The sequence below is a fragment of the Campylobacter sp. RM12647 genome (assembly GCF_020138135.1).
Taxonomy (GTDB): Bacteria; Campylobacterota; Campylobacteria; order Campylobacterales; family Campylobacteraceae; genus Campylobacter_E.
Genome location: NZ_JACGAS010000001.1, coordinates 62,739 through 85,388, shown reverse-complemented (window position 1 = coordinate 85,388; position 22,650 = coordinate 62,739). Strand labels below are relative to the sequence as shown.

General features: G+C 27.8%; 21 protein-coding genes. 12 read left to right on the top strand and 9 right to left on the bottom strand.

Features of this window, described 5'->3' with window-relative positions; translation table 11 throughout:
- Nucleotides 1–1,611, bottom strand: coding sequence for a 4Fe-4S binding protein (locus tag AVBRAN12647_RS00415; protein WP_267525513.1), 1,611 nt, complete (start codon nt 1,609–1,611; stop codon nt 1–3).
- Between the two features lie 48 nt (nt 1,612–1,659).
- Between AVBRAN12647_RS00415 and selA the strand changes: the two genes are divergently transcribed.
- The 3 genes from selA (at nt 1,660) to AVBRAN12647_RS00400 (ending at nt 4,568) form a co-directional block, all read left to right on the top strand.
- The gene (gene selA, locus AVBRAN12647_RS00410; protein WP_336614514.1) at nt 1,660–2,946 is read left to right on the top strand and encodes an L-seryl-tRNA(Sec) selenium transferase; all 1,287 of its coding nucleotides are present in this window, start codon (nt 1,660–1,662) and stop codon (nt 2,944–2,946) included.
- Between the two features lie 2 nt (nt 2,947–2,948).
- Nucleotides 2,949–3,386 carry a thioredoxin-dependent thiol peroxidase gene (gene bcp / locus AVBRAN12647_RS00405; protein ID WP_214120049.1) on the top strand — a complete coding sequence of 146 codons (438 nt, stop codon included), beginning with the start codon at nt 2,949–2,951 and terminating at the stop codon, nt 3,384–3,386.
- Nucleotides 3,387–3,560: 174 nt separating this feature from the next.
- Nucleotides 3,561–4,568 (top strand): sensor histidine kinase, encoded by a 1,008-nt coding sequence (locus AVBRAN12647_RS00400; protein ID WP_336614513.1) that lies wholly within the window; start codon nt 3,561–3,563, stop codon nt 4,566–4,568.
- Between the two features lie 34 nt (nt 4,569–4,602).
- Here AVBRAN12647_RS00400 and AVBRAN12647_RS00395 read toward each other — a convergent pair whose 3' ends face one another.
- Nucleotides 4,603–4,791: a hypothetical protein gene (locus AVBRAN12647_RS00395; protein ID WP_214120047.1), complete on the bottom strand. Its 189-nt coding sequence runs from the start codon at nt 4,789–4,791 to the stop codon at nt 4,603–4,605.
- Between the two features lie 8 nt (nt 4,792–4,799).
- A complete protein-coding gene (locus AVBRAN12647_RS00390; RefSeq protein WP_239802721.1) occupies nt 4,800–5,411 on the bottom strand; it encodes a riboflavin synthase in 612 nt (203 codons plus the stop codon).
- A gap of 49 nt (nt 5,412–5,460) precedes the next feature.
- Between AVBRAN12647_RS00390 and mnmG the strand changes: the two genes are divergently transcribed.
- Entirely contained in the window at nt 5,461–7,317 is a 1,857-nt protein-coding gene (gene mnmG / locus AVBRAN12647_RS00385; protein ID WP_214116728.1) for a tRNA uridine-5-carboxymethylaminomethyl(34) synthesis enzyme MnmG, read from the top strand.
- Complete coding sequence (locus AVBRAN12647_RS00380; protein ID WP_336614512.1) at nt 7,314–9,344, top strand: CHASE2 domain-containing protein; 2,031 nt, start codon at nt 7,314–7,316, stop codon at nt 9,342–9,344. The genes mnmG and AVBRAN12647_RS00380 overlap by 4 nt, the downstream gene beginning before the upstream one ends.
- A 19-nt stretch (nt 9,345–9,363) precedes the next feature.
- Here AVBRAN12647_RS00380 and AVBRAN12647_RS00375 read toward each other — a convergent pair whose 3' ends face one another.
- The 5 genes from AVBRAN12647_RS00375 to fliL are packed head-to-tail and all read right to left on the bottom strand — an operon-like array spanning nt 9,364 to nt 12,886.
- Nucleotides 9,364–10,197, bottom strand: a complete 834-nt coding sequence (locus tag AVBRAN12647_RS00375) for a CheR family methyltransferase (protein ID WP_336614511.1) — start codon at nt 10,195–10,197, stop codon at nt 9,364–9,366.
- A 5-nt stretch (nt 10,198–10,202) separates the two neighbouring features.
- On the bottom strand, nt 10,203–10,754 hold the full coding sequence (locus AVBRAN12647_RS00370; protein WP_336614510.1) for a CheB methylesterase domain-containing protein: 552 nt from the start codon (nt 10,752–10,754) through the stop codon (nt 10,203–10,205).
- Nucleotides 10,742–12,016 (bottom strand): MFS transporter, encoded by a 1,275-nt coding sequence (locus AVBRAN12647_RS00365; RefSeq protein WP_336614509.1) that lies wholly within the window; start codon nt 12,014–12,016, stop codon nt 10,742–10,744. Before AVBRAN12647_RS00365 ends, AVBRAN12647_RS00370 begins: the two co-directional genes overlap by 13 nt.
- Before the next feature lies 1 nt (nt 12,017).
- The gene (acpS, locus tag AVBRAN12647_RS00360) at nt 12,018–12,368 is read right to left on the bottom strand and encodes a holo-ACP synthase (protein ID WP_214116738.1); all 351 of its coding nucleotides are present in this window, start codon (nt 12,366–12,368) and stop codon (nt 12,018–12,020) included.
- Nucleotides 12,368–12,886 carry a flagellar basal body-associated protein FliL gene (gene fliL, locus AVBRAN12647_RS00355; protein WP_336614508.1) on the bottom strand — a complete coding sequence of 173 codons (519 nt, stop codon included), beginning with the start codon at nt 12,884–12,886 and terminating at the stop codon, nt 12,368–12,370. The genes acpS and fliL overlap by 1 nt, the downstream gene beginning before the upstream one ends.
- A 70-nt stretch (nt 12,887–12,956) precedes the next feature.
- On the opposite strand from fliL, the gene AVBRAN12647_RS00350 reads away from it, so the two are divergent.
- The 4 genes from AVBRAN12647_RS00350 to AVBRAN12647_RS00335 all read left to right on the top strand — a co-directional run bounded on the left by AVBRAN12647_RS00350 (nt 12,957) and on the right by AVBRAN12647_RS00335 (nt 18,202).
- Nucleotides 12,957–14,069: an efflux RND transporter periplasmic adaptor subunit gene (locus tag AVBRAN12647_RS00350; RefSeq protein ID WP_214120043.1), complete on the top strand. Its 1,113-nt coding sequence runs from the start codon at nt 12,957–12,959 to the stop codon at nt 14,067–14,069.
- Nucleotides 14,044–15,972, top strand: a complete 1,929-nt coding sequence (locus AVBRAN12647_RS00345; RefSeq protein WP_214120042.1) for an ABC transporter permease — start codon at nt 14,044–14,046, stop codon at nt 15,970–15,972. The genes AVBRAN12647_RS00350 and AVBRAN12647_RS00345 overlap by 26 nt, the downstream gene beginning before the upstream one ends.
- A 349-nt stretch (nt 15,973–16,321) precedes the next feature.
- Entirely contained in the window at nt 16,322–17,176 is an 855-nt protein-coding gene (locus tag AVBRAN12647_RS00340; protein WP_336614507.1) for a hypothetical protein, read from the top strand.
- Between the two features lie 162 nt (nt 17,177–17,338).
- Nucleotides 17,339–18,202: a hypothetical protein gene (locus tag AVBRAN12647_RS00335; protein ID WP_336614506.1), complete on the top strand. Its 864-nt coding sequence runs from the start codon at nt 17,339–17,341 to the stop codon at nt 18,200–18,202.
- A 153-nt stretch (nt 18,203–18,355) separates the two neighbouring features.
- Here AVBRAN12647_RS00335 and gpmI read toward each other — a convergent pair whose 3' ends face one another.
- Entirely contained in the window at nt 18,356–19,783 is a 1,428-nt protein-coding gene (gene gpmI, locus AVBRAN12647_RS00330; protein WP_214119979.1) for a 2,3-bisphosphoglycerate-independent phosphoglycerate mutase, read from the bottom strand.
- A gap of 107 nt (nt 19,784–19,890) precedes the next feature.
- Here gpmI and AVBRAN12647_RS00325 point away from each other — a divergent pair, with 107 nt between their 5' ends.
- The 3 genes from AVBRAN12647_RS00325 to AVBRAN12647_RS00315 are packed head-to-tail and all read left to right on the top strand — an operon-like array spanning nt 19,891 to nt 22,643.
- Nucleotides 19,891–20,670, top strand: coding sequence for a DnaJ domain-containing protein (locus AVBRAN12647_RS00325; RefSeq protein WP_214116752.1), 780 nt, complete (start codon nt 19,891–19,893; stop codon nt 20,668–20,670).
- Between the two features lie 12 nt (nt 20,671–20,682).
- The gene (locus tag AVBRAN12647_RS00320) at nt 20,683–21,036 is read left to right on the top strand and encodes a heat shock protein transcriptional repressor HspR (protein ID WP_214116754.1); all 354 of its coding nucleotides are present in this window, start codon (nt 20,683–20,685) and stop codon (nt 21,034–21,036) included.
- Complete coding sequence (locus tag AVBRAN12647_RS00315; RefSeq protein WP_214116756.1) at nt 21,036–22,643, top strand: cation:proton antiporter domain-containing protein; 1,608 nt, start codon at nt 21,036–21,038, stop codon at nt 22,641–22,643. Before AVBRAN12647_RS00320 ends, AVBRAN12647_RS00315 begins: the two co-directional genes overlap by 1 nt.
- Nucleotides 22,644–22,650: the final 7 nt, after the last annotated feature.

Here is a 22,650-nt window from a genome sequence, read left to right as displayed (position 1 = left end):
TTAACCTTTCAAAAATTTATTTAATTTTTCTTCAAGTGGTGCAAAAAAACTATTTGTATCATCAAAAACTTGAGCTTGTTTTAGCATCATTATCTTAGCCTTGCAATCAGCACAGCAATAAAGCGAGTATTTTTTCGTAACATCAGAGCTAAAAGCAGCCCCTAAAATACCAGCTATTTTATCAATTGATTTTTTAGTAGCAAATTCTTTACCACACTCAATACAAGCAAATAATTCATCTTTAGCTAAAGTTTTATGAGTAAAGCTAATCGGATTTAGTTCTAAAATATCATTTTGTATAAAAATAGTATCTTTTTCAGCACAAGAATTTATACAATATCCACAACTTGTGCATAATGATGCGTTAAATTTAATAGCGTTTTCTTTACTATCAGCTAAAATTGCGTTCGTATTACAAGCCCCAGCACAAGAAGCACAAAGGGTGCAAGTGCTTTCATTTATGCTAATTTTTGCATAATTTTTAGCAGTGATTACGCCTTTATCTAAATTATTTAACATAGAAGAGATTTTTAAGCCAAAAAGCTCTCTTTTATTTAGTCTAAAATTACTTTCGCTTGATTTAAATTCTTTTATCAATTCATTTGGAATTTCATCTAAATTTGCATTTACATATATAGCTATTTTTCCTGTGATTGCCTTGCAAATATCATTTACTAAGTTGATTTTTTCGGCTAAAAATTCGCTAATATCTCCAACTATCGCAATGCTTTTACCACTTGTGTTTATTAAATGTAAAAGTATTAACTCATCTAATAAATCAAAAGGTATATTAAATGGTAAAAAGTGCTTTATATTAAAATCATTATCATAATTTTGAGTTATTATTATTTGCTCGTTTTCATAGATTTTGCTAATTTCTTTTATGCAATCTTTATTAAACTCACAAAACTCAAGTGCATTAGTAGGACATACGCTTACGCATTTTGCACAATTAATACAATCAATTTCGCTTATTATGATTTTTTTATCATCAGTGCTTAAAGCCACGCTAGGACAGGCCTCAACGCACCAACCACAATGCTCACTCCTACGCCCGTCTAATTGGCATAAACTTGAATTAAACTCAATCTTTCTTGTAAAGCTAATTTTACCCGTTAAAGAATTTAAATCTTGCAATATATTTTCATGATTTATTAATACTGCGTGATTGTTTAGTTTTGTTTGTGAAATAGCTAAATCACAATCTAATTCGCCTTCTTTAGTAACTACTACAAGTGAGCCAATCCCACCATAAACAAACTCAAATTCACTAACGCAAACAGCCTTATAACCATTATCTATTAATTTGTTTTTTAAATCTTTATCATCAAATAATATGCAAATTCTTTTATCAATATTCGCATATAAATTAATCTCACTTGAATAATCATAATTAATAGCTCTTGCTTCATATAATTTTTCTAATTTTTCATTATTAAAAGCACTTGAGTTTTTTATATAAAAATCAATTTCAGGAGCATAAATTAAAGCATTTAAAGCCTTATCATTTGCTATTAGAAATTTCTCACTAGTAGGGCTATTTATAACGGCTATATTTTTGCCTAAATCATCTATAAAATCAGCCTTTTTTAAATATGCAAATTCTTTCATTTTTACCTTTCCTTGCTAGTATTTTAAAAAATATTTAAGGATTTTAAAATGCTACCACAAATATCAAAATTAATTAATGCCTTTAATGATAAACCTAGTTTTTTAGTTAGCTTTTTGGCTAAAGAATTAATAAATGAACTAAGAGCTACTAATAAAGAGCAAAGTTACGAGATGATACTCAAAGAGCTTAATGAAAGAATTAATAAAAGGCTATTAAAAGAGCCAAGAGCATTGATAAATGCTACTGGTGTGGTGCTTCATACAAATCTTGGTCGCGCTTTAATGAGCGAGAGTGATTATGATGAATTAAAGGCTTTTCATACTAATAATATTAATTTAGAATTTGATTTAGAAAGCAATGCAAGGGGTAAAAGAGATGAAAATCTCATATTTTATTTAAAAATGCTTTTTGGTTGCGAAGATGCACTTGTGGTAAATAATAACGCTGCTGCTGTATTTTTAGTATTAAATACTTTAGGTAAAAACGAAGGTGTAATTACAAGTAGAGCCGAGCTAGTAGAAATTGGTGGGGGATTTAGAGTAAGCGATGTGATGCGTGAAAGTGGAGCAAGGCTTATTGAAGTAGGAACTACTAATAAGACTAAGATGAGCGATTATGAAGCTGAATTAAACAATGCAAAAATGATTTTAAAAACTCATAAATCAAACTTTTATATCGGTGGATTTAGTCAAGAAGTAGATGCGATTAGCCTAAATGATTTAGCTTGTAAAAATGAAAAAATATTTTATTATGATTTAGGTAGTGGCTATGTGGATTTAATAAATGATAGTTTAAGGGATGAACCTAGTGTAAAAAACCTAATATCTAAAGGTATTAGCTTGGTTTCATTTAGTGGGGATAAATTGTTTTCTAGCACTCAAGCAGGAATTATTTTAGGTAAAAAAGAACTAATTGAAAAATTACGCAAAAATCAGCTTTTAAGAATGTTTAGGCTAAATAAAACTAGCTTATTAATACTTACAAAAGCTGTTAAAAATTATTTAAATAAAGACTATGCAAATCTACCAAGCCTAGCTTTATTAAATGATACAAAATCTCAAGTCTTAAACAAAGCAAAAACCTTGCAAGAGCTAATAAATTTTGGCGAAATTATAGAGAGCAAAAGCCTAGTAGGGGGTGGCTCAATGCCTGAAAAATTACTAAGCGGCTATGCCTTAAAAATTAAGGCTAATAAAAGCAAGATAAACGAACTTTTAAATAAAGGCGTAGTGGCTAATTATGATAAAGATAGCATAATAATTGATTTAAGGAGCGTTTTACCTAATCAATTAGAATGCTTAGCAAATATTATAAAAGAAGTTTTAAAGGATTAAATATGGAATTTACTTTATTAAATCAAGATGAAGTAGCGATTAATCTAAGTGATTTTCGCGGTAAAAAGGTGATAGTGTTTTTCTATCCAAAAGCTTACACTCCAGGTTGTACCAAGCAAAATTGTGAATTAAGTGAGAGTTTTGATAAATTGCTTAATGCAGGATATGTGCTGATTGGAATTAGTCCTGATAAGTGTGAAAAACTAGCGAAATTTAAAGCTGAATACGGCTTAAATCAGATTTTATTAAGCGATGAATTTAAAGAAGTGGCTAAGCTATTTGGTGCTTGGGGGATTAAGAAAAATTATGGTAAAGAATACGAAGGGCTTATTCGCTCGTGCTTTATCCTAGATGAAAACGGCGAAATCATTAAAGAATACAAAAACCACAAAGCAACAGGCTTTGCCGCAAGACTTAATAAGGATTTATTAGGAGAATAATTAGATTTTAGCCTTAATGGCTAAAATCAAAAAATATAATTTATTTTTCCATAATTGCTACTATTTTCTCTTTTTAAAGATATTCTATAATGTGAAATACTATATAAATTCTAATTTTAAATTTTTTTGTTTTTATAAAAACTGCTAAGATAATTAAAAATTTAAAGGACATTTATGAATAAAAATATTTTAGATAGCTTAGATTTATCAGATAAGCAGAGTTTTGCTGATGGGCTAAAGGCGTTAATTGAGCAAACTTATGTAGTAGAGAATGAATACAAGGCTTTAAAGACTTCTTATGATAGTTTAATGCTAATGATAAATGAAATCATTGAGATTTTACCAAGTGCTATTTGGGTTTTGGATGAAAATCAAAATCTAGTAGTGAAAAACAAATTAGCAAGTGATGAATTATTTAGGCAAATTGACCTTAATAAAGAGCATTATGAATTAGAATTTTTAAACAATTTTTATCAAATCAAATCTATAAAATACGCTGATAAGCACCTAATAATGGCTACAAATATTACTAAAGAAAAGCGAGATGAAAGGCTTGTTTCTATGGGTCAAGTAGCGGCTAATTTAGCTCACGAGATTAGAAATCCAATAGGCTCTGTTTCGCTTTTAGCAGGGGTGCTTTTTAGTAAAGTTGAGCTTAAAAATAAACATATTGTAATGCAAATGCAAGATGCGATTAAAAGGGTTGAGAGAATAATTGAGAGCACTTTGCTTTTTACTCGTGGGTTTAAGCTAAATAAATATGAGTTTAATTTGCAAGAATTTGAAAACGAATGCCAAAATGTCTTTAATACCTATAATAATAGTGATGAGATAATTCTAAGTGAATGCACTTTTGCTCCATTTACAATTAGTGCTGATAAGTCTTTAATAAGCTTAGTTTTAAGCAATTTAATTTATAACGCAATTGATGCTTGTGAAGAAAATGGCACTATCAAAGTCAAAGGAGAAATTATAAATAATATATATAAAATTAGTGTTTTTGATAGTGGCGAAAAGATAGCAAATCTTACTAATCTTTTTGAAGCATTCAATACAACTAAGCTAAAAGGCAATGGCTTAGGCTTAGCATTATGCAAACAAATCTGCAACGCTCACGATGCAAACATATACTATTGCAACGAGCCTAAGAGCTTTTGCGTGGAATTTAAATTAGATATTTAATAATTCATTTATTATTAAATATCTTAATTATTTTTTATTTGCTTTTTTGAGCGTTTGTTTTAGCGTCTTTTATAAAGTTTAAAAACTCGTTTATTTTATCGTAATTATCAAATGATACTTGTTTTTTAATAAGCATTTTTACTAATTTTTCATTTGCCAAATACTCATCATCCATCTCTTGTGCTTTTTGCACTAAAGCTCTTAACATAATTTCTTCATTCATAAAAACTCCTAATAAATAGCACTAATTCTATCAATATCATCCCAAGTAAGTGAGTTATTTTTATAATTTAGCATTCTATGAACATATCTTGCCAAAATATCAGTTTCTACATTTACTAAATCATTGATTTTATATGAATTAAATAAAGTATCTTTTAAAGTAATATCAATTATTGTAAGTCTTATAGAATTGTTTAAAACTTCATTGATAGTAAGGCTTACTCCATCAATTGCGATGCTACCTTTATTACACACAAAAGGCATTAATTTTTCATCAAGACTTATATAAAAATCTATCCCACTAGTAAGCTTATTTATCTTAATGATTTTACCAAGCCCATCAATATGCCCACTTAAAATATGCCCATCAATCCTATCTCCTACTTGCATTGCTAATTCAGTATGCACTTTTTCACCTACTTTAAAAGGTTTGATTATTTTTTGAGTTTCACTACTAAGATTTAGACTAAAGCCGTCATTATGAGTTTTTATCACACTAAGACAAGCTCCATTAGTTGCTACACTATCTCCTATGTTTGGTTTTAGTTTTGAAATTAATCTTAATTCATTATTTGAATAGTTTTTTATAAAGCCACATTCTCTTATTAAACCATTAAACATTTTTATCCTTTACAATAAGCTTAGTGTATTATAAAAAAAAGGATTAATGATGTATGATATTATAGTAATTGGTGCTGGTCATGCTGGTGTTGAAGCAGCACACGCAAGTGCTAAAATGGGTAAAAAAACACTACTTCTTACGATTTTAAACGATAGAATTGGAGCAACTTCTTGCAATCCTGCAATAGGCGGACTTGCAAAAGGGCATTTAGTAAAAGAAATAGCCGCACTTGGCGGAATTATGCCAAAGATTACTGATTTAAGTGCGATTAATTACAAGACTTTAAATGAGAGTAAAGGTGCAGCTGTTCGTGGAACTAGAGCTCAAATAGATATGGATGAATACAATAAAAATGCTAAAAATATATTATTAAATATGCCTAATTTAGACATTTCTCAAGAAATGGTTACAGAGCTTTTAGTAAAAGATAATGAAGCTTATGGAGTAAAAACAGAGCTTAATAAAACTTATGAAGCTAAGAAAATAATTTTATGCAGTGGGACATTTTTAAATGGTTTAATTCATGTAGGTTTAAGCAAGATAAAAAGTGGTCGTGTAGGAGAGCTTAGTGCTAGTGAGTTAGGCGATAATTTAGCTGCTTTAGGGCTTAATCGTGGAAGACTTAAAACTGGAACTTGTCCTAGAATTGCAGCAAGCAGTATTGATTTTAGCGTATTAGAAACTCAAGAAAGCGATTTAAATACTAAAGGATTTAGCTTAGAATTTACTTCTCATACATTGCCGCAACTTCCTTGCTATATAGCGCATACAAATACAACAACCCATGATATTATCCGTTCAAATTTTGATAAAGCTCCTATGTTTACAGGACAAATTAAAGGAGTTGGCCCTAGATATTGTCCTAGTATAGAAGATAAAATCAATCGTTTTGCGGATAAAGAAAGTCATCATTTATTTATTGAGCCACAGACAAAAGAAGCTACAGAATATTATATAAATGGTTTTTCAACTTCTTTACCATTTGAAGTTCAACATTCAATGATACGCTCGGTTAAAGGCTTTGAAAATGCTAAAATCACAAGACACGGCTATGCAATAGAATATGATTATTTTGACCCGCTTGATTTGTTTCATACTTTAGAAAGTAAAATTATTAAAAACTTCTATCTAGCAGGTCAAGTAAATGGGACAACTGGTTATGAAGAAGCAGCAGCTCAAGGGCTTATGGCAGCTATAAATGCAAGTTTGGCAATTGATAATAAAGATGGGCTTGTGTTACGCCGTGATGAAGGATATATTGGTGTTTTAATTGATGATTTAGTTACAAAAGGCACAAAAGAGCCTTATAGAATGTTTACAAGTAGGGCTGAGTTTAGATTATTACTTCGTGAAAGCAATGCAATCACAAGGCTTAATAAATACGCTTATGAGTGTGGTTTAAGAGATGAAAATAGCTTTAAATACTATGAAAATCAAATAAATGATATTAAAAAAGGTTTAGAGTTTTTATGTGAAAGCAGGGTTGTTCCTTCAAATTCTTTTAATGAATTATTAGCAAGTATTAATGAAGAGCCGATTTCTCAACCAACAACTCTTCAAAAAATCATAGCTCGTAGCACGATAACAAAGGAAAAAATGCTTTCTTTAGCACCAAGTTTGGCTAATTTAAATGATTTTGTTTTAGATGAAATTTTACTTGATGCAAAATATTATCATTATGTAAAATTACAAGATGAAAGTATTCAAAATCAAGCGAATTTGATTAAGATTAAAATTCCAAATGATTTTACTTATCGTGGAATTAGTGGGCTTAGTAATGAAGTCGTAGAAAAACTTGAAAAAAATAAGCCTGATAATTTGTTTGATGCAAGTAGAATTAGTGGAATTACTCCAGCTGCAATTGATATTCTTCAAATTTATATTAAATTAAAGGCTAAGAATTGATTAGACATTTAAGTAAGTTTAAGAAATTTTATTCTTTTATAGTTTTATCAATTTTAATGATTGTTTTTTCATTTTTTATAACTATAAAAGAAGTAGGTATCATCACAAGGCTAGATAATTTAACTCACGATATGTTTTTTAGAATTAATGCTTATTTTAATCATAATATTAAAGGTGATAGTAGAATTGCTATAGTTGATATTGATGAAAAAAGCTTAGCTAGTCTTGGGCAATGGCCTTGGGATAGAGATATTCTTGCTTGTTTGGTGTATAAATTAAATTCTGCTAGTGTGGTAGGATTTGATATTTATTTTGCAGAAAGCGATAAGCGTGGAGAAATTACTAAAAAGATGAATGATATGGAGTTTAATTCTTTAAACATTCCAAAATATCATTTTTGCCAACGCACTCAAGATACTGATAAAGCTTTTGCTATGGCACTTTCAAAGACAAATAGTATTTTAGCCTATGCTATAAACTTAGGCTCTTATATAAACGATACGGAAAAAAAATTAGCCCCATTAAGTAATCAAAGCATAGCTGAAGATAATATTGATTATTCATTGCTTGAACATGGCAAAAATATTACAGCAAGTATAGAAGAATTAAGTGATAATGCTTATGCAAATGGATTTGTTAATTCATATTCACATTTAGATAATGTAATCAGAAATGCCTTTATGATGATTTATTATGATGATGGTGAGTTTAAACAACTCTTACCAAGTCTTAGTCTTGCAATGTATGCAAAATATCTAGGAATTGATGATATTAAAGCAATTGGAGATAATTTTAAAGATATACATTTAGTATTAGGAGATAAGGATAGCTTTGTAGTAAATGCTCATGCATTGCTTGGTTTATATTTTAAAGGAAAATCTCCGCATTATGATTATATTAGCGCTATTGATGTTTTAGATGGGACTATTAGTAAAGAGTTCTTTAAAGATAAAATAGTTTTAATTGGAACTAGCGTTGTAGGGCTTAATGATATTAGAAGCAATCCATTAGATGAAAACTTACCAGGTGTTGAAATCCACGCAAATGCTATAGATAATTTATTAAATGATGAATACCTAACAACCCCAAAATATTCATCTGAAATACTTTTAATTTCTTTACTAATAATAATTGCTCTTAGTGTTTCTTTTATGTATTTTAAAAGCATAATTTTACAAGTTTTATGGCATTTAATACTTTTAGCAACTATTATTTTAGGGCATTATTATTTTATAATTAGCAAGAAGTATTTACTTCATACATTTGAACTTATTTTGGTTTTAGCTATTATGGGAGTAATTGGGATATTAATTAACTTCTTTTTAGAAAGCAGACAAAAAGAATTTATAAAAGCTAAGCTAGAAAAAAAGGTTTCAAAAAGAGTAGCAGAGCAATTGATTAATACAGATAGCAATGTATTTAGCACAAGCAAAAGAGAAATATCAGTATTTTTTAGTGATATTAGAGATTTTACTACGATTAGTGAGAATATGGATGCTTCTGATTTGGTTAATTTCTTAAATAAATATATGACCCCTATGAGTGATATTATTTTTAAATACAATGGAACGGTTGATAAATATATAGGTGATGCTGTTATGGCGTATTTTAATGCTCCAAATGATTTAGAAAATCACGCTGATTGTGCTTTACAAGCTGCAATTGAGCAAATAAAAGCCTTAAAGCTTTTAAACGAAGATTGGGGCAAAAAAGGACTTCCTTATATAAATATAGGTATAGGAATTAACACAGGTGAATGTATTGTAGGGGAGATGGGAAGCCTTTCAAGAAGTGATTATACTTGCATAGGAGATGGGGTAAATACGGCAAGTAGGGTAGAAAGCTCTTGTAAAAACTATAAGGCAAATATCTTAATCTCTCATAACACTTTAGCAGCCTTAAAAGACGCTAGTATATATGAATTAGAATTAGTTGATGAATTAAAGCTAAAAGGTAAAGATGAAGCTACTAAATTATATAAATGCAGTGGCTTTAAAGGAGAGAAATTAACTTTATGGCGTGAATAATTAGGAATTTAATTTCTAATTATTCTTTTACATAGTAAGTACAAGTATTTGCATATACTTTTTTTAATTCATTATGACTTGGAACTAAATCAGCATGTCCAGCGAAAAACATTCCGCCATCATTGAGATTTTTGACAAAATTATCAACCAAGCGGTATTTGTATTCTTCATTAAAATAAATCATCATATTTCTTGAAAGTATCACATCAAATTTACCTAATTCTAAAAATTTCTTATCAAATACATTCACAACTTCAAACTTAGCATTAGAAAAATATTGGCTTTTTATCACATATTCATCATTGTCTTGGTCAAAGTATTTTTTGATTAGATTATCATTTAGATTATATAATGAGCGTTTTGAATATCTTCTAGCTCTTGCTTTTTGAATAATTTCAGCATTTATATCTATTCCTAAGATTGAAAGATTAGTAATCCCTGCTTCATTTGCTAGCATTAGTATTGAATATACTTCTTCTCCACTTGAACTTGGAGCGCATAAAATTCTTCTTTTGCTAGGTTCTGCTCTTAAGATATAAATTAATTCATTAAGTTGTTTTAGTTCTCTATAAAAATAAGTTTCACAAACCGTTATTAAGTCAAATAATTCTTGTCTAATAGGAAGGTTTAAATCCATTTTATTAGTTAATTGAGAAAAAGAGCTTAAATTATTATTAGTGCAAAATTTGATTAATTTTGGTCTTATTGTTGTTTTTTTAACTTCTAAATCAATTCCACAAACTTGTCTAATTTTTAATAAAAGCATATCAAATTTATAATTATCGTCGTGGAATTTAAACTCTTCTTTTTGTTGATTTTCTATATCTTTTTTATTTGATAAAAAACTAAACATAAAACCTACCTTTGAATGAAATTTACAATTTCTTTTTTTATATCTTCAATGTCAAGTTGTAAAAGATTATTATTTAATTCATAAGCTCTTTTTGGCATTCCATAAACTATGCAAGATTTTTCACTCTCGCCTATACACTTAGCGCCTTTTTTGTATAGTTCAAATAAACCTTTAGCACCATCATCTCCAATCCCTGTTAATAATATTGCTAGTATTTCATAGTCTTTTGTAAGTTTTGAAGCACTATTAAACAATAAATCTACATTAGGACAAAATGGAAAAACTCCATTATTAAAATTAGCCCTTAGATTTGAAAATAACTCCGTATTGTATTGACAAATATATATTTTTTTATCATCTAAAAAGCAAGTATTTTCTAATAGCACAACTTCACTTAAACATTCTTTATCAAGTTGATGTGCGTAACTTGGTAAAAAATTTGCTTGCATATGTTGAGCAATAACTATTGTTGTATTTACAAGTTTTAAATCTTGAATTAAATACTTAATCTGACTAGGACCACCTGTGCTAGCACCTATTAAAATTACTTTTCGCATCCATAATTCCTTATATAAAATAACCAATAAAAAGCACCTATTATAAAGCAACTTCCAATTAATATTGTAATATAAAAAGTGCCAACTTTATTATCAAATAACCAACCAGTTAGTAAAGTAATTGCTAATGAAAAGCTCATATAAATCATATCAACATAAGCAATCACTCTGCCATAATATTCTTTATCGCAATTGTTTTGAATTGCTGTATAAGTATAAGACCATATCGTGCTAGTAAAAAATCCAGCAAATATTAAACCTATAAAAGATACCCAGAAATTAAATTGAAGTAAAGCCCAAGTAATAATCCCTAAGCCTTGTAAAATAAAAAAATAGAATAATCTTTTGTGATTTACGACTTTACTTAAAATTAAAGGTCCAACCACTAAAGATAAAGCTCTAATTGCATTACTAAGTCCAATTATTAAACCTGTGCTTAGAATTTCTTTTAGAAAATATACTTTATTTAAATAATCATATCCAGCTAAAAAATTAATCAAAGCATCATAAGCTGTAAATCCTATAAAGGCGTGTAATAATATTAAATGTAATATTTTTTTATTTCCTAGTAAATAAAACAAACCTTCTTTAGCCATTTTTGTGATATTTTTGAAATAAAATTTTTCATTTTTTACTTCTATTTTTATAAAAAATAATAATGTAATTCCAACTAAAAATAAAAAACAATCAAGCAAAAAGGCATTATAAACTCCAAAATAATGTATAAACATACCAGCAACTGCCATTCCTGTAGTGTATGAAATAGCCCAAACTACTGAAAATAACTCATTTGCTAGCTTTAATCTGTCTTTATCAAAAATATGTGGCAATAAACTCATTTCAGTTTGAAAATATAAACTTGCAACCGCAAGTCTTATAAAAATTAGTAAAAATAGTATAAAAATATAACTAGCGTCTTTTATAAAAATTAGTAAAAATACTGAAAACAATTCAATGATAATTGATAATAATAAAAGTTTTTTAGACTTAAAACTATCAATTATAATTCCACTAATTGGTGCCATTAAAATAGTAGGCAAAAATGCAAATACAGCAGAAAAAGATATAGCCCATTTTTTCATACTTTCGTGATTTATTTCAGAGCCTAAAATATTCCAACTAAACTTGCTAAAATCAAATTCAATTAGCATAGTATAAACACCAATTTGTGAAAACCAAGCCCCAAAATAAGTTATGAATTGAACTAGGATAAGAATTTTAAAAGTCTTACTATATTTTAATAATTCAAGATAATTTTTCAATTTATTTCTCCAGCATAACAACAGCCATTGCAATCCCTGCATCGTGGCTAATACTAAGATGAGCTGATTTTACTCCAAATTTATTAAAAATTTTTTCACTAAATAAAATACTAGGTCTATTTTGATTATTTTTTATAATTTCTATATCCATAAAAGAGCAATCTTTACTAATTCCACAGCCTAAAGCTTTGCTAGCTGCTTCTTTTGCTGCGTAATAACCTGCAATAGAATTTGAATTAGAACTTAGAGTTTTTAATTCGTTTTCGGTAAGGATTTTTTTTAAGAATTTAATTTGAGATTTAGCTAGAATTTTCTCAACTCTAGCAATCTCAACAATATCACAACCAATCATCAAGTAATCACAAAATCAGTAAAATAAATATTTTTGATAAAGCCATCATTTAATACTTCATTAATTTTATTGATAATTTCTTCTTTTAATCTTTCTTTGCCTTTTCCTGTGCTTATTTCTTCTACACTTTTTGAGCTTAGAGTTTCTATTATTTTATCTTTAATAATAGGTATTTTTTTATCAAGTTCTGGTGTTAGTGTTTCTATATTTTGCTCTAATTCAATTTTGCATTTTAAATATTTAGTCCCACTATCACTTACTAAATTCACGGTAAAGCCATCTAATGGATAAATAACACCAACATCAGCTGATATTTCGTTCTTTTTCTTAGCAGGTTTTTTCTCAACTTGCTCGGTTTTTACACTTTCATCAGCCTTTTCTTCATCGCCACTTCCCATTAATAAAAATATAACTAAACCGCCTATGATTAATACAACAAGTAATAAAACGGTTACTAAAATTAAAACCAAACTAGAACCTTTTGATTTTGGTGCTACAACTTCTTCGTTTTCTGCCATTTATTAACCTTTTTTGATAAATATTTTAAAAATTGAGATTTTAGCAAAAATAAATTAAAGAAGGGATAAAATGAAAAAAATACTAGCTATTTTGATAGTAATAATTATAGGCATATTTAGTTTTGCATATTTTAGCAACGATGAAACTAATAATAATTTTAGAATTATTAAACCAAAAAGAATGGATTTATCAATTAATGTTGAAGCAGTAGGCAAGGCTTATTCTCCTTCTTTGGTAAATGTTGCAACTTTAGCAAATGGTGAGATTAAAGAATTTCGTGTAAAGCTAGGAGATAAGCTTAAAAAAGGCGATATTATTGCTATTTTAGATGATGAAAAAGCTAAGAATGATTTGGCTATAGAAAAAAGTAAATTAATTAGTTTAAATGATGAAGAAGAAGCAGCTAGAGTATATTTAAACGAATTATATGTAAAACTTCAAACTCAAGAAAAGTTATTAAGTAAGGGTGCTAGCTCTAAAGAAAATTATTTAAACGCAAAAACTAATTATTACAACGCAAAAGCAAAACTTAGCTCAATAAAAGCTCAAATAATTCAAACAAATGCAAATATTTCTACTATGCAAGAAAGCTTAGATGAAACAATAGTAAAAGCTCCTATTGATGGTAGCGTAATAGGTGTTTATGCTAGTTTAGGTCAGACAATTAACTCAAAGCAAAGCTCACCAACACTAATTAAATTAGCTAATTTAGATGAGATGGAAGTAAGAATGCAAATAGCACAAAATGATGTTAGCTTATTAAAAGTAGGGCAAAAAATCACATATACTCCATTAAGTGATGGGGCTAGCACTAAAGAAGCTAGCATAAATAGTATTGATAGTGCTGATGTTAGTGTTATTGATAATGCTACTTCAAGTGGGGCTGTTTATTATTATGCTAGATATTTTGTAAATAATAACCCTGAATTAAAAATAGGAATAGATGTTCAAAATACCATAGAAATTGATAAGGTAGTAAATGCTTTAACTTTACCTATTAATTATATTAATAAAGACAATAAAGGCTATTTTGTAAATATTAAAGATAATAGCGAGATAGGCTATAAAAAAGCATATATAACCTTAGGTAAGAGCGATAATTTTAATATAGAAATTACAAGTGGCTTAAATGATGATGATGAAGTGGTAATAACTAATGATAAAGATAAGCAATCTAAATAAATTTTATGGCTCAACTCAAGTATTAAAAGATATAAATATTGAGATAAAAAAAGGCGAGTTTGTAATATTATTAGGCAAAAGTGGTTCAGGAAAAAGCACCTTGCTTAATATGATAGGCTTAATTGATGAGCCAAGTAGCGGAGAATATATATTTTATGATAAGAATTTGTATTCTTTAAATAGTGAAGAAAAATCAGCCTTTAGAAGAGATAATTTAGGTTTTATATTTCAAAGATACAATTTAATGCCCTTACAAAGTGTATTAGAAAATGTAATAATGGGAGCTTTATATGCTAAGAAAAACAAACAAACTAGCATTCAAAAAGCTAAAAAATTATTAGAAAAATTAGAACTTAGCGAACATACTCATAAAAAAGCAGCACATTTAAGTGGTGGTCAGCAACAGCGTGTAAGTGTGGCAAGAGCACTTATAAATGATGCAAATTTTATATTAGCAGATGAGCCAACAGGAGCGCTTGATAGTGCAAATGGAATAAAGCTTATGCAAATTCTAAAAGAGCTAAATGAAAACGGAGTTGGGGTCATTCTAGTAACTCACGATGAGAGTTTATGTAAATACGCAACTAGAATTATCAAAATGAAAGATGGAGTTATCATTAGTGATGAAAATGTTAAAGAATTTAAAACAAGCAATTTAAATGAAGATAATTTAAATAAAGCTAATTTTAAAGATAGATTTATAGCTAGTTTTAGCTTTTTTTCTCAAAATGTAAAACTTGCATTAAATAATCTAATCACAAATAAATTAAGGTCATTTCTTACTATGCTAGGGCTTATAATCGCTACTGCTTCAGTAATTTCAACGATAGCTTTAGGAAATGGTGGGAAAGCTGATATTTTAGAAGAGATAAAATCACTTGGGACAAATACAATTATAGTTCATAAAGGCTCAAGATTTGGAGATAGAAATGCAGGTAGGATTAAGGATTTAACATACCAAGATTTAGAGCTTATTAAAAGGCTTGATTTTGTAAAAGAAGTTGGGGTTGAGAGTGGTTTAAGTGGTGCTTATATTACTTATTTAAAAAACGAAGTAGATACTGATGCTACAGGAGTTTTTGCGAATTTTTTACAAATTAGTGCTAAGGAGATGAAAGAAGGTAGATTTTTTACCGAGCAAGAAGAACAAGACGCTAAGAATGTATGTGTAATTAGTGAGAATTTAGCTAAAACTTTATTTAAAATAGAAAGTCCATTAAATAAAATAATATATCTAAAAGGTCAGCCATTAAGAGTAATTGGAGTTCTTAAAAAAGATAAAAATGAGCGAGATGGTTTTGATATTAGAGTTTATGTTCCAAATAGCACAATTAGCAATAAATTTGATGGTAATAAACATATTAGGCGTATTGTCGTATTGCTTAAAGATGATGTAAATAGTGAATTAGCTGATAATAGTATTAAACAGATTTTAGAGATTAAAAAGGGTGCTAATTCAATTTTGACCTTTAATCAAGACGCTATTAAAAAAAGTATAGAAAGCACTACAAATACACTTAGTTTAATGATTTTTGGCATTGCGTTTATTGCTATGATTGTTGGTGGAATTGGCGTTATGAATATTATGCTTGTCGTTGTAAAAGAGCGAACGAAAGAAATAGGGGTAAAACTTGCAATCGGAGCAAGTCCATCTTATATTAGCACGGGATTTTTGATTGAATCGGTTGTGCTTTGTAGCGTAGCTGCTAGTATTGGTGTAATGATTGCTTTAATGCTTGTTTATGGTATTAATTTACTTGACGCTCCTATTAAAATGATAGTTGATTTTGATGCTATTATGTTAGGGTTTTTAAGTAGCACTTTAGTTGGCTTATTTTTTGGATATTTTCCTGCTAAACAAGCTAGTAAGCTAATCCCTGCAGTTGCTTTAACTGATGATTGATTAATTTGGAAAAACTTAAATTAATAAAGTTTTTCCTTTTTTATTTTATATAAAATCATAAGCAACTAATGAATGTGTAGTTTTAAATAATTTTAGGAATTTACAAAATTTAAGGACTAAATTAATATATTAAAATCCTAATTTAAATTTTAAAATATTTCACACCACTAATTAACCTTATTATAATTTTTTATTTTTTATCTTTTACAAGAATTTGAATTATGAATTTGAAATTAAATAAAAAATATTTTTTAATATTATTTATTATAAAAAGTAACATATATTAATAATTTTATGAATTTTTATTTTTATTTCATATAATTAATCTTATTAAAAACAAAGGATAAATTTGAATATAGATAATTTAAAAGATTATAAAATAAAAAACGATTATTTATATAGCTTAGAGCTTATTAGGTTGTTTAATGACATTGTTACTTTTTTATTATTAATTTGCACAATTTGTTTTATAGCTTACAAGTTAGATAAACTACCAGAAGCTTCTCACACAGAAATGACTGAGATTAGATTAAGAGGAAGAGGCGAAGCTACAATAATTGTCGGTATATTTTTTATTTTTTTATTCATAAAGACCAATCATATTAAAAGGCTTAGATTTGTTAAAAATAATGATTTTTATATTAGCGTAGATAATGAAAAGATATATTTTGAAACATATACAGTAGATAAAGAAGGTCTTTTTGATATTGCTAAAAGTTATAAAAAAGTAAGCGAAACGATAAATAAAAGCGATATAGTTTTTAGATTGCAATCTAAGCGACCTGCTTTAGCGTATTCTCATATATTTGATAAAGATACTTACAATACTAAAGAAATAGAAAATAAAAGCTTAAATTATAGATTAGATTATAGGGTAGCTAGAATAATTTTCTTTCCTATAGTTATGTTTTTTGCAATATTAAATATTTTATCAAGTTATTTAATATTGTTTTTACTAAATGGTAAAAACTTAAAAACTTACACAATATATCAAACTAAAACCAAGCTAGTTTCATTGCCTTTTATTGATGATTTATCAGTTTATTTTTTATACACTGAATATAGATTAAAACATTCTGCGATAAGCAAAGGAGCTTACGAAATAGAACATAGAGAAGAAGCACAACCACTAGGTGAAAAATACATAGAAAAACAAAAAAATAAAATTGAAAAGATTTTAAGTAAAAGGAGAGTAAATGTTTGATTTTGGCAAAAGAGATTTTGGTGATTATATTAATTAAACTTTTGCTATCTATATTTTAAAAGAATTTGAATTAGGGATTTGAAATTAAATCAAAAAATATTTTTGAATATTATTTATTACGAAAAGTAACATAATTTTAATAATTATTTTTAAAGGTAAGATATGAATGAGTTTTTAATATATCTAGCGTATTTTTTAGATAATTTACACGATTTAGCTGGTGGGATTATTAGTATTTTAATTCCTATAATTTATGTGCCATTGTTTATTACCTATCCTATGCTTTTTGCCCTTACATTTTTTATAGGATTAAAGCTCTATCCTAGATTTATAAAAGTTTTATATGTTGTATTTTTTTATTTAGATTTTAGTGTTGAAATTAGCAACCATGATTCTGTTGCAGCAATATTGTTTTTTCAAATAATTTTCCCTTTTATATTGTATTATCCTATTAAATCAATTTATGAATTTATAATGAGACAAAATCAAAAATTTATTAAAGGTATATTCTATTTTTTCTCATTTTTAATGATTAGTTTTTATAGTGTATTTTTGGTAAATTATTTTAATTTACAACAAAGCCCAAAGCACGAAGTAACAGAACTTAAAAAACCAAATACCTTATTATTAAGCACAATTAAAAAAGAAAACTATACGATAGATGGAAAGTTTTTTAAAAGCGTAAATTTAATAGTTGATAAAGAAGTGCAATTATATGAAGATTATCATGAAAAAAGTTTTGAAGAAGAAGCTTCAGAATTACCAACTAGACTTAGTAAAGATAAGCTAATAAATTATGATATTTATGGTTATTTTGTGGATTGTAGTTACGCAAAATCATATATGTCTTTTAGAGGACTAAAAATCCCAGAGCATCCTGATTTTGATAGAATTTCTAATTCTTTTGCTAGGTTATTTGTTGATAATTATTATCTTAAATTAGGTAATTACGATAATAATAGAGGTAGTTGTTCTAATGATGTTTATCAAAATTATTTCAATAAATTAAAAGGAGAATTAAAATGAAAACAAGTTATAATGAATTGTTAAAATATGCAGTTTTATCGGATATAGTTTATGATGATTAAAAAATGATAATAATAAAATATATTCAAATTTATTAAAATCCTAATTCAAATTCCATTAATTTTTTAAAGAATTTGAACTAGGAATAAAGATTTAAAATAAAGCTTCTTCCATTTCGCTAGGCTTATTTAAATTTAGTATTTTTAGCACGCTAGCTGCAATATTTGCTAATGAGCCATCTTTTAAATTACTATCTTTATGATAATTATAAAGCCAACAACCAACATCATAAGTTGTATGATTGGTTAAAATATTGCCATTTAAATCTTTCATATCTTCGCAGTTTCCGTGATCTGAAGTTAGTAGCATAGCATAATTATTTTCTTTACAAGCTTTAATGATTTTGCCTAAGCATTCATCAACGCACTCAACCGCTTTAATACAAGCTTCATAATTTCCTGTATGACCTACCATATCGCCATTTGCAAAATTAACTACGATAAAATCAAAACCATCATTCATAGCCTTAATTACTTCATCACAAACTAAATAAGCACTCATTTGCGGTAATTCATCATAGCTTTTTACTTTTGGGCTTGGGATTAATACACGCTTTTCATTAAGAAATTCTTTCTCTACCCCGCCATTAAAGAAAAAGCTAACATGGGCATATTTTTCTGTTTCTGCTGTGTGAAATTGCCTTAAATTATTTTTGCTTAAGACTTCAGCTAAGGTATTTTTAATATCAATTTTTGGAAAAATCACGCCTAAGTCAAGTTTTTCATCATATTCACACATACATAAAACTTGATTTTTACTCAAACGATTTTTCAGCTCACTTGCAATTTGCCTTGCTCTATCGCTTCTATAATTAATGATAATAACTCCATCATCTTTACCAATGCCATCAAAACCAAGATTAAGTGGCTTAAAAAACTCATCATAAATTTTATTCTCATAATTATCGTTTATGTATTGTTCTAAATCACTTTTATTTGCTTTACTAAAAAGCATATTTATATATTCATTTGTTCTATCTAAGTTATTATCCCTATCCATAGCATAAAATCTACCTGAAATACTGCTTGGAGTTATAAAACTTGGATTATTTTTTATAAAATCTTTAAAAGAATTTGGTTTAACATCTCTTCCGTCACTTATTAAGTGCATAAAAATATTATTATTAACGCTTGCAATTTTAGCAATTTCGTTAAAGTGAATATAACTTGAATGCACTCCACCATCGCTATATAAACCTATTATATGAATATTTTTATATTTTTTCAAAAAGTCTTTTAAAATACTAATATTTTCTAGGCTTTTATCCTTAATAGCGTTATCAATTCTAACTAGGTTTTGATAAATAACCCTACCACTTCCAATACTCATATGTCCTACTTCACTATTTCCCATTTGACCATCTGGAAGACCTACTGCATTGCCACTTGTTTTAAGTCTTGAAAATTTTGCATTTTGGTTTAAAAAATCATAATTTGGTTTTTTTGCATGATAAAAAGAATTGTATTCTAATCTATCGTTTAATCCGATACCATCGGTAATTACTAATATACATTTTTGCATTTTTACTCCTTTAAGTATAATTTAAGAGTTGATAGTAAGTGGTTAAACTCTATTAAGCTTAACTAGCTAATATTACTCAAAAATTTTTATTATTATAGGATTAAAAGATGAAGAATTATTACGACATATTAGGCGTTAAAAAAGACGCAAGTACTGACACAATAAAAAAAGCATATAGAAGTTTAGCTAGAAAATATCATCCTGATGTGAATAAAGATAAGGGTGCTGAAGAAAAATTTAAAGAAATTACCGAAGCTTACGAAGTGTTAAGCGATGAAGATAAAAGAAGAGCTTATGATAATCCTTCTTTTGGTGGATTTGATGGCTTTAATTTTAATTCAAGCGGTTTTAGTGGTGGATTTGAGGATATATTTTCTCATTTTGGTTTTGGAGCAGGGCAAAGTAGGTCTTATAATAAACCAGCTCAAGTTGAGTTAAAAATAAGTTTTTTAGAATCTGTTTTAGGAACTACTAGAAGTATTAATGTAAGGGGAGTTAGTTTTGATGTAGAGATTAAATCAGGCGTATTAAACAATCAAGAAATAACTATGCAAAAAGACAATCTAACATTAAAAGCAACTGTTAAAATAGAACATTCAAAAGAATATGAGCGTGATGGAGATGACTTGACAAAAGAACTTGAAATTCCTTTAAAAATAGCTTTATTTGGTGGTAAAGTTGAGTTTGATACTCCAAAAGAGCAAGGCTTAAAAGTAACTTTAAAAGAAAATGTAAAAAATGGTGGATTAATCCGTGTTAAAGGTAGGGGAATTTATAATTCATATTCTAAAAATCAAGGGGATTTATTCTTAAGAGCTAAGGTGGTTTTACCTGATATTAATACGCTTGATGATAAGTTGGTTAAAGCTTTAAAAGATTATTTATAAAAAGGAGGAAATATGCACTATGATGAACCGGTATTTTTAATTTCTGTAGTATCAAAGCAATTAAATATTCATCCACAAACTCTAAGACAATATGAAAGAGAAGGCTTGATTGAGCCTAATAGAACCTGTGGAAAGGTTAGAATGTATTCGCAAAGAGATGTAGATAGAATTAAATTAATCTTAAGATTTACAAGGGATTTGGGGGTAAATTTAGCTGGAGTTAGCATTATTTTAGAGCTTAAAAGTCAAATAGCAGATTATGAAGAAATGCTAAGTGGTTTAAAAGAAAAGCCTAAGAAAAACGCCTTAATTAAACAAAATCAAAAATACGATGTGATATTTTATGATGATAAAGGTAGTAGCTAATGCAAGAGTTCTTAGAAATATTTTTAATTACAAGTGCTATTGCGATTATTTTAAATGTAGTGCTTAAAAAATTTAGCATACCAACAATTATTGGTTATATTGCAACTGGCTTTATTATTGAAGAAGTATTTTTTGTAACCACTTCAGAACAATTAAGCCACATTGCAGAATTTGGAATAGTATTTTTAATGTTTACCATAGGACTTGAGTTCTCTATCAAACACCTTTTAACTATGAAAACCGATGTATTTATAAATGGTGCTTTACAGATGGGAATATGTGGAATTGTGTTTGCAGTAATTTTGCACCACGCATTTAATATAGCTGATGATATTGCTTTAATTATTGGCTTTACAATTTCACTTTCTTCAACTGCAATAGTTCTAAAAATACTAAATGAAAATCAAGACATAAATCAGCGATATGGAAGAAAAGCTTTAGGAATATTATTATTTCAAGATATTGCAGTAATTCCACTATTATTGATGATTGATATTTTCAATCAAGATGGAGTTGCAATTAGCACTTTAGTTGTTAAGACTTTAATATCAGCTTTTATTGTGCTTTTATTATTATTTTTGATTGGAAAATATATTTATAGCAGGGTGCTTTATTTTGTATTAAAGACAAATTCTCAAGAAATATTCATAGCAACGATACTTTTCACTGTCGTTGGTGCTTCGTTTTTAGCTTCATTTTTTGGGTTTTCATATTCACTTGGTGCATTTATTGCAGGAATGATGATAGCAGAAACTGAATTTAAACACCAAATAGAAGCTGACTTAATCCCGTTTAGAGATTTGTTATTAGGATTTTTTTTCATAACCGTTGGGCTTCAAATTAATATAAATATTATCATTCAGTATTGGTATATAATAATTGCACTTACAATTGGTATTATGCTAATTAAGACTTTATGTATATTTTTATTATTAAGTCTTAAAAGCACTAAAAGTGATTCGTTAAAAACTGCATTAAGCGTTAGTCAAATTGGAGAATTTGCTTTAGCAATATTTACTTTATTGGTTGCAAATAAAATGCTAGATACAAATACAGCTCAAATGCTTACTTTATCAGTAATTTTAAGTATGGTTTTATCTCCTTTTATTTTAAAAAATATAAAATCTCTTGCAAGTATTACTAACGATGAGATAATTACCGTAGCTCCTAAGATTGAATCAATGAGCGGACATTTTGTAATATTTGGATATGGCTCACTTGGTCAAGAAGTTGTGCTAAGATTAAAAACCCAAGGCATTCCTTATATCGTGCTAGAAAATGATATGAGTTTAGTTGAGCTTGGACAAAGTAGGGGAGAAAATGTTTTTTATGCTAGTGCAGAGCAAAATACAAGTTTTGATAATGCTAGTATTAAAACAAGTGCAGCAGTAATCGTTACTATTTCAAACGAACAAGTCTTAGAAGTAGTTAGTAAAAAAATACTTGATTATGACCCAAATGCTAATGTAATCATTAGAATAAATAAAGATGAATATAAAATATTTGAAGATTTAGGCGACAATATCAAAATGGTAAAAGAAGAAAAAGTGGTTGCAAGAACACTTTTACAAGAAGCATTAGTTTGCAGAATAAAACAACAATCTTAAAGGAAAA

Coding starts and splice junctions, on each gene's coding strand:
- AVBRAN12647_RS00415 (WP_267525513.1), bottom strand. CDS start 1,611: ATGAAAGAATTTGCATATTTAAAAAAGGCTGATTTTATAGATGATTTA.
- selA (WP_336614514.1), top strand. CDS start 1,660: ATGCTACCACAAATATCAAAATTAATTAATGCCTTTAATGATAAACCT.
- bcp (WP_214120049.1), top strand. CDS start 2,949: ATGGAATTTACTTTATTAAATCAAGATGAAGTAGCGATTAATCTAAGT.
- AVBRAN12647_RS00400 (WP_336614513.1), top strand. CDS start 3,561: ATGAATAAAAATATTTTAGATAGCTTAGATTTATCAGATAAGCAGAGT.
- AVBRAN12647_RS00395 (WP_214120047.1), bottom strand. CDS start 4,791: ATGAATGAAGAAATTATGTTAAGAGCTTTAGTGCAAAAAGCACAAGAG.
- AVBRAN12647_RS00390 (WP_239802721.1), bottom strand. CDS start 5,411: ATGTTTAATGGTTTAATAAGAGAATGTGGCTTTATAAAAAACTATTCA.
- mnmG (WP_214116728.1), top strand. CDS start 5,461: ATGTATGATATTATAGTAATTGGTGCTGGTCATGCTGGTGTTGAAGCA.
- AVBRAN12647_RS00375 (WP_336614511.1), bottom strand. CDS start 10,197: ATGTTTAGTTTTTTATCAAATAAAAAAGATATAGAAAATCAACAAAAA.
- AVBRAN12647_RS00370 (WP_336614510.1), bottom strand. CDS start 10,754: ATGCGAAAAGTAATTTTAATAGGTGCTAGCACAGGTGGTCCTAGTCAG.
- acpS (WP_214116738.1), bottom strand. CDS start 12,368: ATGATTGGTTGTGATATTGTTGAGATTGCTAGAGTTGAGAAAATTCTA.
- fliL (WP_336614508.1), bottom strand. CDS start 12,886: ATGGCAGAAAACGAAGAAGTTGTAGCACCAAAATCAAAAGGTTCTAGT.
- AVBRAN12647_RS00350 (WP_214120043.1), top strand. CDS start 12,957: ATGAAAAAAATACTAGCTATTTTGATAGTAATAATTATAGGCATATTT.
- AVBRAN12647_RS00345 (WP_214120042.1), top strand. CDS start 14,044: ATGATAAAGATAAGCAATCTAAATAAATTTTATGGCTCAACTCAAGTA.
- AVBRAN12647_RS00335 (WP_336614506.1), top strand. CDS start 17,339: ATGAATGAGTTTTTAATATATCTAGCGTATTTTTTAGATAATTTACAC.
- gpmI (WP_214119979.1), bottom strand. CDS start 19,783: ATGCAAAAATGTATATTAGTAATTACCGATGGTATCGGATTAAACGAT.
- AVBRAN12647_RS00325 (WP_214116752.1), top strand. CDS start 19,891: ATGAAGAATTATTACGACATATTAGGCGTTAAAAAAGACGCAAGTACT.
- AVBRAN12647_RS00320 (WP_214116754.1), top strand. CDS start 20,683: ATGCACTATGATGAACCGGTATTTTTAATTTCTGTAGTATCAAAGCAA.
- AVBRAN12647_RS00315 (WP_214116756.1), top strand. CDS start 21,036: ATGCAAGAGTTCTTAGAAATATTTTTAATTACAAGTGCTATTGCGATT.